Below are 7282 nucleotides of genomic sequence, written 5' to 3' on the forward strand. Positions count from 1 at the left end.
ATAGGAGTTATCAGGAGTTATCTGAAGTTAATGGGAGATGTTTAATAGAAGATAGTGGGAGTAAACGGGAGTAAATAGGAGTTAATAGACAAATGTTTAAAGTATAAGATATGGACAAATGTCCGCTATCTCCTATTAACTTCAGATAACTCCTGATAACTCCTATAAACCATCTCCCATTAACTCCCGCTTACTTCTGTTATCTCCCATAAAATATCCCATTCCTCCCATAAAAATAAACCTATGAAAATAAGTATTATCGGAGCAGGTGCCATGGGTGGCTCATTTGCCGAAGGACTGCTCAAAAGCGACATTGTAAAACCGGCGGATGTGACCGTAGCCAATCCCCATTCCGACAAGCTAGACCGCTTTGCCGAACTCGGCGCAAGCGTCACCACAGACAACAAGGCAGCCGTAGTAGATGCCGATGTAGTAGTCTTCGTGGTTAAACCATGGTTGGTTGAACATGTTATTAACGAGGTAAAACCTTTCATGGATTACACTCGACAGATGGTCATTAATATGGCTGCTGCCGTCGATGCCAACCAACTAAAAGCATGGTTGGATAAAAATGGTATCGTCCCCCCACTCTTTCAAGTGATTCCCAACATCGCCATCGCCGTGAGAGCATCCATGACTTTCATAGTCCCAGTGGGCACCGACGATGGTCAAACAGCCACCATCAAGCAGATTTTCGACGACTTGGGACAAGCCTACATCACCGATGAACAACACTTGGGAGCCGGAACGACACTAGCCAGTTGCGGTATCGCTTATGCCATGCGCTACTTCCGGGCTGCTTCTGAGGGTGGCGTAGAACTAGGTTTCAAGGCCGATGTGGCCAAAGACATCGTGCTACAGACTGTAAAAGGAGCGGTAGAACTACTTCAAGCCAACGGAAATCACCCCGAAATAGAAATAGATAAGGTGACGACACCGGGTGGTTTGACCATTCGCGGACTCAACGAAATGGAACACGCAGGCTTTACCAGTGCCGTGATTAGGGGGCTGAAAGCCGGACTTAAATAGTTCGTTGCACCCACTTATCAACTCGTTCATTTATCAACTCGCCCACTCTTATTTTTCTAAAGAGGCTCTTTTAGCTTGCTGCAAAGCCTCTTCAGTGATGCTGCACGGGCTTAACAGCAATGCTGAAATGCCCTTGCAGCAAACCCAAAGAAATATAGACGAGTTTTTCACATGCTTTTTTTACACCCCTATATAATATAAGGTGTAATCTTGCACACACTAAATAGTTGTGCGCAAGAATTTTAGATATGTTCAGAATCTGCCCAAAAAATCGCCTTCACACGTCAGTATAATAAGAAAAAGTTTCGTACTTTTGGACTTGAAATCAATCATAATAACCACAAAATGGAAGAATCAATCAAACAAATCGGCCAACGACTGAGAGGCCTTCGCGAAGTGCTGAACATCCCAGCAGAGGAAGTTGCAGACCTATGCGACATCAGTTTGGAACACTATCTGAAGATTGAAGCCGGCGAAGCCGACCCATCGGTATATCGCCTTTCAAAGATTTCAAAACGATATGGCATCGACCTAGACGTGTTGCTCTTCGGCGAAGAGCCGCGAATGAGTACCTACTTCTTGACTCGTTACGGCCAAGGACCGGAGATAGACCGTGGCGACAGCTACAAATATCAGAGTCTGGCCGGAGGTTTCAGAGGCCGTAAAGTAGACCCATTCTTGACACAGGTAGACCCGTTACCAGACGGAAAGAAATATAACAAGAACACCCACAACGGACAAGAGTTTGACGCGGTGATTGAAGGACAACTAGAAATAACAATAGACGACAAAGAATTGGTTCTGTCAAAAGGCGATACCATCTACTTCGATGGACGTCGTCCCCACTGCATGCGTGCATTGGGAGGAGAGCCAGCTAAATTCCTTTGTGTAGTCATCTAATCAAGCATGCGAAATGATAGAAAGATTCTTAAAACAGACCCACTTTACTTCGGAGGAAGATTATGCCAAACATCTGCAATTCATCGTACCCGAAAATTTCAACTTTGCTTACGATGTGATGGATGTATGGGCTGAAGAGCAGCCCGACAAACTGGCTTTATTGTGGACTAGCGAACGAGGAGAAGAGATTCGATTTACGTTCAAAGACTTGAAAGAACAGACCGACCAAACGGCTTCATATTATCAAAGTCTGGGCATCGGACATGGAGACAAGGTGATGCTTATCTTGAAACGCCACTACCAGTGGTGGTTGTCGGTGTTGGCATTACATAAGTTAGGAGCCATAGCCATTCCCGCTACGCACATGCTAACCACTCACGACATCGTGTATCGAAACAACGGTGCGAGCGTGAAAGCAATTATCTGTGCCGGCGACGAATACATCATTGAACAGATAACCAATTCGTTGCCCGACAGTCCAACGGTCAAAGTGTTAATCAGCGTAGGCCCTCACGTACCGTCACATTTCCACGATTGGAACAAGGAATGGAAGCAAGCACCGCCCTTTAAACGCCCCGAACACGTGAATACCAACGAAGACATCATGATGATGTACTTCACCAGTGGTACCAGCGGAGAACCCAAGATGGTGGCACACGACTTCCTCTATGCCCTTGGGCACCTGACAACAGGTATCTATTGGCACAATCTGAATGAGAATAGTATCCACTTGACGGTGGCCGACACTGGTTGGGGAAAAGCCGTATGGGGCAAACTCTACGGTCAATGGTTTGCCGGTGCAGCGGTATTTGTGTACGACCATGAGAAGTTCACAGCCGAGAAAATCATGCGACAGATAGAGAAATATCGCATTACATCGTTCTGTGCTCCCCCTACCATCTACCGTTTCATGATTCACGAAGACTTCTCTCAATACGATTTAAGTAGTCTACAATACTGCACAACAGCCGGAGAAGCATTGAATCCATCAGTGGCCGAGAAGTTCAAACAACTCACCGGTGTCAGCTTGATGGAAGGTTTCGGACAGACGGAAACAACGATGACGCTCGGTACATTCCCTTGGATAAAGCCGAAGCCGGGCTCTATGGGCAAGCCTAATCAGCAATACGATGTCCACTTATTGCGCCCCGACGGTACCGAATGTGAAGATGGTGAGAAGGGAGAAATCTGTATCAAGGTAGGCGACGAGAAACCTTTAGGGCTCTTCAAAGGCTATTATCGCGATGAAGAGCGCACCAAGGAGGTTTGGCATAACGGCATCTACCACACCGGCGATATGGCTTGGCGCGACGAAGACGGCTACTATTGGTTTGTCGGTCGTACCGACGACGTCATCAAGAGTAGCGGTTATCGCATCGGCCCGTTCGAGGTTGAAAACGCTCTGATGACCCATCCGGCCATCTTGGAATGCGCTATTACAGGCGTACCCGACCCCATTCGTGGCATGATAGTGAAAGCAACGGTCGTTCTAGCCGACGGTTGGAAAGACAAAGCGGGCGACGAACTGGTCAAAACATTGCAAGACCACGTGAAGCATGTCACCGCTCCTTACAAGTATCCACGCATCATTGAGTTCGTCAACGAACTTCCGAAGACCATCTCCGGTAAGATTAGACGCGTGGAAATCAGGCAAAAAGACGGAGCAGGAAATAGTTAACAAGGAGACAAGTTGACGAGTTGACAAGAATTTGCATACTCGATTTACCAAATAATCGAGTAACCGAAACCCTCGTTAACTTGTCAACTCGTAAACTGGTAAACTGCAAATAACAATGAAACGAATCGTAGTAAAGGTTGGTAGCAACGTGCTCACACGCGACGACGGGAAGCTGGATGTAACCCGAATGTCGGCCATTGTCGATCAAATCGTGTGGCTTCGACACAATGGATATGAGGTGGTTCTCGTATCATCGGGCGCCATGGCCAGTGGTAGAAACGAGCTACAAGTGTCTAAAAAGCTGGATAGCGTGGCACAACGCCAACTCTTTTCTGCCCTCGGACAGGTAAAGCTCATCGGTCTTTACTATGATTTGTTCCGCGAATATGGCGTGCATGTGGGACAGGTATTGACCATGAAAGAGAGCTTTTCCACTCGTGGAGAGTATCTGAATCAACGTGCTTGCATGTCGGTAATGCTCGAAAACGGTGTTATACCCATCGTCAATGAGAACGATACCGTGAGTGTTACAGAGCTGATGTTCACCGATAACGATGAACTTTCAGGTCTTATTGCCTCCATGATGGATGCCGATACACTGGTCATCTTGAGTAATGTAGACGGTATCTACAACGGTTCACCCTCCGAACCCGGTACCCGTGTCATCCCCGTAGTGAACTACGACAGCGACATCAGTGAATACATCCAGAGCACGAAAAGCGGATTTGGCCGTGGCGGTATGATTACCAAGACCAACATTGCACGCAAAGTGGCCGAGGAAGGTATCAAGGTTCTCATCGCCAATGGGAAGACTGAGAACATTCTTATCAATCTGGCTACACATCCACAAAGCACCATACACACCGAGTTTAGGCCGAATCCGACTCCTACTTCGGGTGTAAAGAAATGGATAGCCCATAGCGAAAGCTTCGCCAAGGGATTGGTTCATATCAACGACAAAGCCGCAGAGGCCTTGAAGGGAGAGCAGACCGTAAGCCTGTTATTGGTGGGAGTGACTGCTATAGAAGGCGATTTTGAAGAGGGAGATATTATCAATATCATCGATTCAAAAGGCCATACGGTGGCCGTAGGACGCAGTGCCTACAGTGCCGAAGAGGCGCAAACGCATATTGGTAAACACGGACTCAAGCCGCTTGTACACTACGATTACATGTATATGGAATAACCAAAACACATCGACTATGGCTTTAGAACAAACATTCCGAGACGTAAAAAAGGCGAGCCGACAACTTGCTTTGATGACCGATGAGCAACGAAACGCGCTGCTTGGATATGTGGCTGCGGCCATCAGTCGCCATTCCGACCTGTTATTAGAGGCCAACAAGCGCGATTTGGCACGCATGGACGAGAGCAATCCGATGTACGATCGACTCATGCTCACGCCCGAACGACTACAAGAAATAACCGCCAGCCTCCGTCAGGTAGCCACCCTCCCCTCACCATTAGGCCATACGCTAAAGGAGAAAACACTCGACAATGGACTCCATCTACGTCGTGTAAGCGTGCCGTTTGGTGTCATCGGCGTCGTCTACGAGGCTCGCCCCAACGTCACCTTCGATGTATTCGCCCTCTGCCTAAAGAGTGGTAACGCCTGTATCTTGAAATGTGGACGCGATGCCATCGACTCTTGTCGAGCCGCAGTAGACCTCATCCACGATGTACTTCATACTGCCGGAGTTGACAGTAATATCGTACAACTACTGCCGGCAAGCCACGAAGCCACAGCCGAAATGCTCAATGCCGTGGGCTATATCGACCTATGTATACCGCGAGGGGGCAAGCATCTCATTGATTTTGTACGCGATACGGCCAAGATTCCGGTCATTGAGACTGGGGCAGGTGTGGTACATTGCTACTTCGACAAGGCCGGAGAACTCAGCATCGGACGCGATATCGTGTGTAATTCTAAGACACGTCGATGCAGTGTTTGCAACTCTCTCGACTGCCTGTTAATACACGAGAGCCGACTCAACGACCTACCATCACTCTGCGAACCACTCGCGCTAAAGGGTGTAAAACTACATGTCGACACCCGCACCATGATTGCTTTGCACGACAATTATCCTACCGATTTGCTCGTACCCATCAATGGAGACGATGAGTGGAACACCGAATGGCTGAGCATGCAAATGAGTATTCGCACCGTAGACAGTCTCGACGAAGCCCTCGAACACATCGACACATACGGCAGCGGGCACAGTGAGAGCATCGTAACCGAAGATAAAGCTGCTGCAGAGAGATTTCAAACCATGGTAGATGCAGCCTGTATCTATGTCAATACACCCACTAGTTTCACTGATGGAGCACAATTCGGGCTCGGAGCAGAGATTGGTATCAGCACCCAGAAACTCGGCGCGCGTGGCCCAATGGCACTAGAAGAGATGACCACCTACAAATGGTTGATAGAAGGACATGGGCAGATAAGGGAATAGAAGTCCCTCCCCGGCTTTCCCCAAAAAGTGAAATAGAGATTATCAACCATTCATATTAACCGGCAACCATATCCCACCTATTATATCATATAGACTTCGTGGGAAAGCTATTAAGAGAGACTTTATATGAAAACATTCTTCAATATCGAGGATTTAGGAGACCTTCGGACAGCATTATCCGAAGCTCAAGAGGTGAAACAAAATCGTTTCGGGTATCAGCAATTGGGTAAAAACAAGACCTTGCTGATGATTTTCTTCAATAATAGTCTGCGTACTCGCCTCTCAACACAGAAGGCGGCAATGAACTTAGGCATGAATGTCATCGTGCTAGATGTGAATGCCGGTGCGTGGAAACTGGAAACCGAGCGAGGCGTTATCATGGATGGAGACAAGAGCGAGCACCTACTTGAGGCTATTCCAGTGATGTCTAGCTACTGCGATATCATTGGTATTCGCAGCTTCGCAGGGCTTACCGACCGCAATTTCGACTATGCAGAGACCATCGTCAATCAATTCGTTCAATATAGCGGAAAGCCTGTTTTTGCCATGGAGACAGCCACAGTACATCCGCTACAAGCCTTTGCCGACCTCATCACGATAGAGGAACATAAGCCCATTGCACGCCCGAAAGTGGTACTCACATGGACACCCCACTGTCGCACATTGCCTCAAGCCGTACCCAACAGTTTCGCCCAATGGATGAATAGAGCTGATGTTGACTTCGTCGTTACGCATCCTGAAGGTTATGAACTCGACCCGCGATTTGTGGGAAACGCACGCGTAGAATACGACCAACACAAAGCTTTCGAGGGTGCTCACTTCATTTATGCAAAGAACTGGAGCAATCCGGGCGTCACCAATCCTGCCGAATACGGCAAGATAACTTGCCAAGATATGAATTGGACTGTAGATGCCGAGCACATGGCATGGACCGATAACGGATACTTTATGCACTGTCTGCCAGTGCGTCGCGGCCTCATCGTCACCGACGACGTGATTGAAGGTGCGCACAGCCTCGTTATTCCCGAAGCTGCCAACCGTGAGATTAGCGCCGAAGTAGTTATCAAACGCATGCTCGAAGCATTGTAATCAAGCAGCCTATTTCAAAGTTCTTATTTCATCAACATATACCCTAAGAGTTAACAAGTTGACGAGTTGATAAGTAGACTAGTTGTATTTACTCCATTAATATATGAGGGTGTGTCAAAATTGATATACTCTC

6 protein-coding genes are annotated in these 7282 nt (G+C 47.7%); all 6 read left to right on the top strand.

The window, feature by feature from the left end; translation table 11 throughout:
• Positions 1-243: 243 nt before the first annotated feature.
• On the top strand, positions 244-1029 hold the full coding sequence (locus tag HMPREF3034_RS09710) for a pyrroline-5-carboxylate reductase family protein (protein ID WP_062435152.1): 786 nt from the start codon (positions 244-246) through the stop codon (positions 1027-1029).
• Between the two features lie 345 nt (positions 1030-1374).
• Positions 1375-1929, top strand: coding sequence for a helix-turn-helix domain-containing protein (locus tag HMPREF3034_RS09715; protein ID WP_036896028.1), 555 nt, complete (start codon positions 1375-1377; stop codon positions 1927-1929).
• A gap of 13 nt (positions 1930-1942) precedes the next feature.
• Positions 1943-3607: an AMP-binding protein gene (locus tag HMPREF3034_RS09720; protein WP_036896029.1), complete on the top strand. Its 1665-nt coding sequence runs from the start codon at positions 1943-1945 to the stop codon at positions 3605-3607.
• A gap of 115 nt (positions 3608-3722) precedes the next feature.
• Positions 3723-4793 carry a glutamate 5-kinase gene (gene proB / locus HMPREF3034_RS09725; RefSeq protein WP_062435155.1) on the top strand — a complete coding sequence of 357 codons (1071 nt, stop codon included), beginning with the start codon at positions 3723-3725 and terminating at the stop codon, positions 4791-4793.
• A gap of 16 nt (positions 4794-4809) precedes the next feature.
• Entirely contained in the window at positions 4810-6060 is a 1251-nt protein-coding gene (locus HMPREF3034_RS09730; RefSeq protein WP_062435158.1) for a glutamate-5-semialdehyde dehydrogenase, read from the top strand.
• A 126-nt stretch (positions 6061-6186) separates the two neighbouring features.
• Complete coding sequence (locus HMPREF3034_RS09735) at positions 6187-7149, top strand: Rossmann-fold NAD(P)-binding domain-containing protein (protein WP_062435161.1); 963 nt, start codon at positions 6187-6189, stop codon at positions 7147-7149.
• Positions 7150-7282 lie beyond the last annotated feature (133 nt).

Source organism: Prevotella sp. DNF00663 (assembly GCF_001553265.1).
Taxonomy (GTDB): domain Bacteria; phylum Bacteroidota; class Bacteroidia; order Bacteroidales; family Bacteroidaceae; genus Prevotella.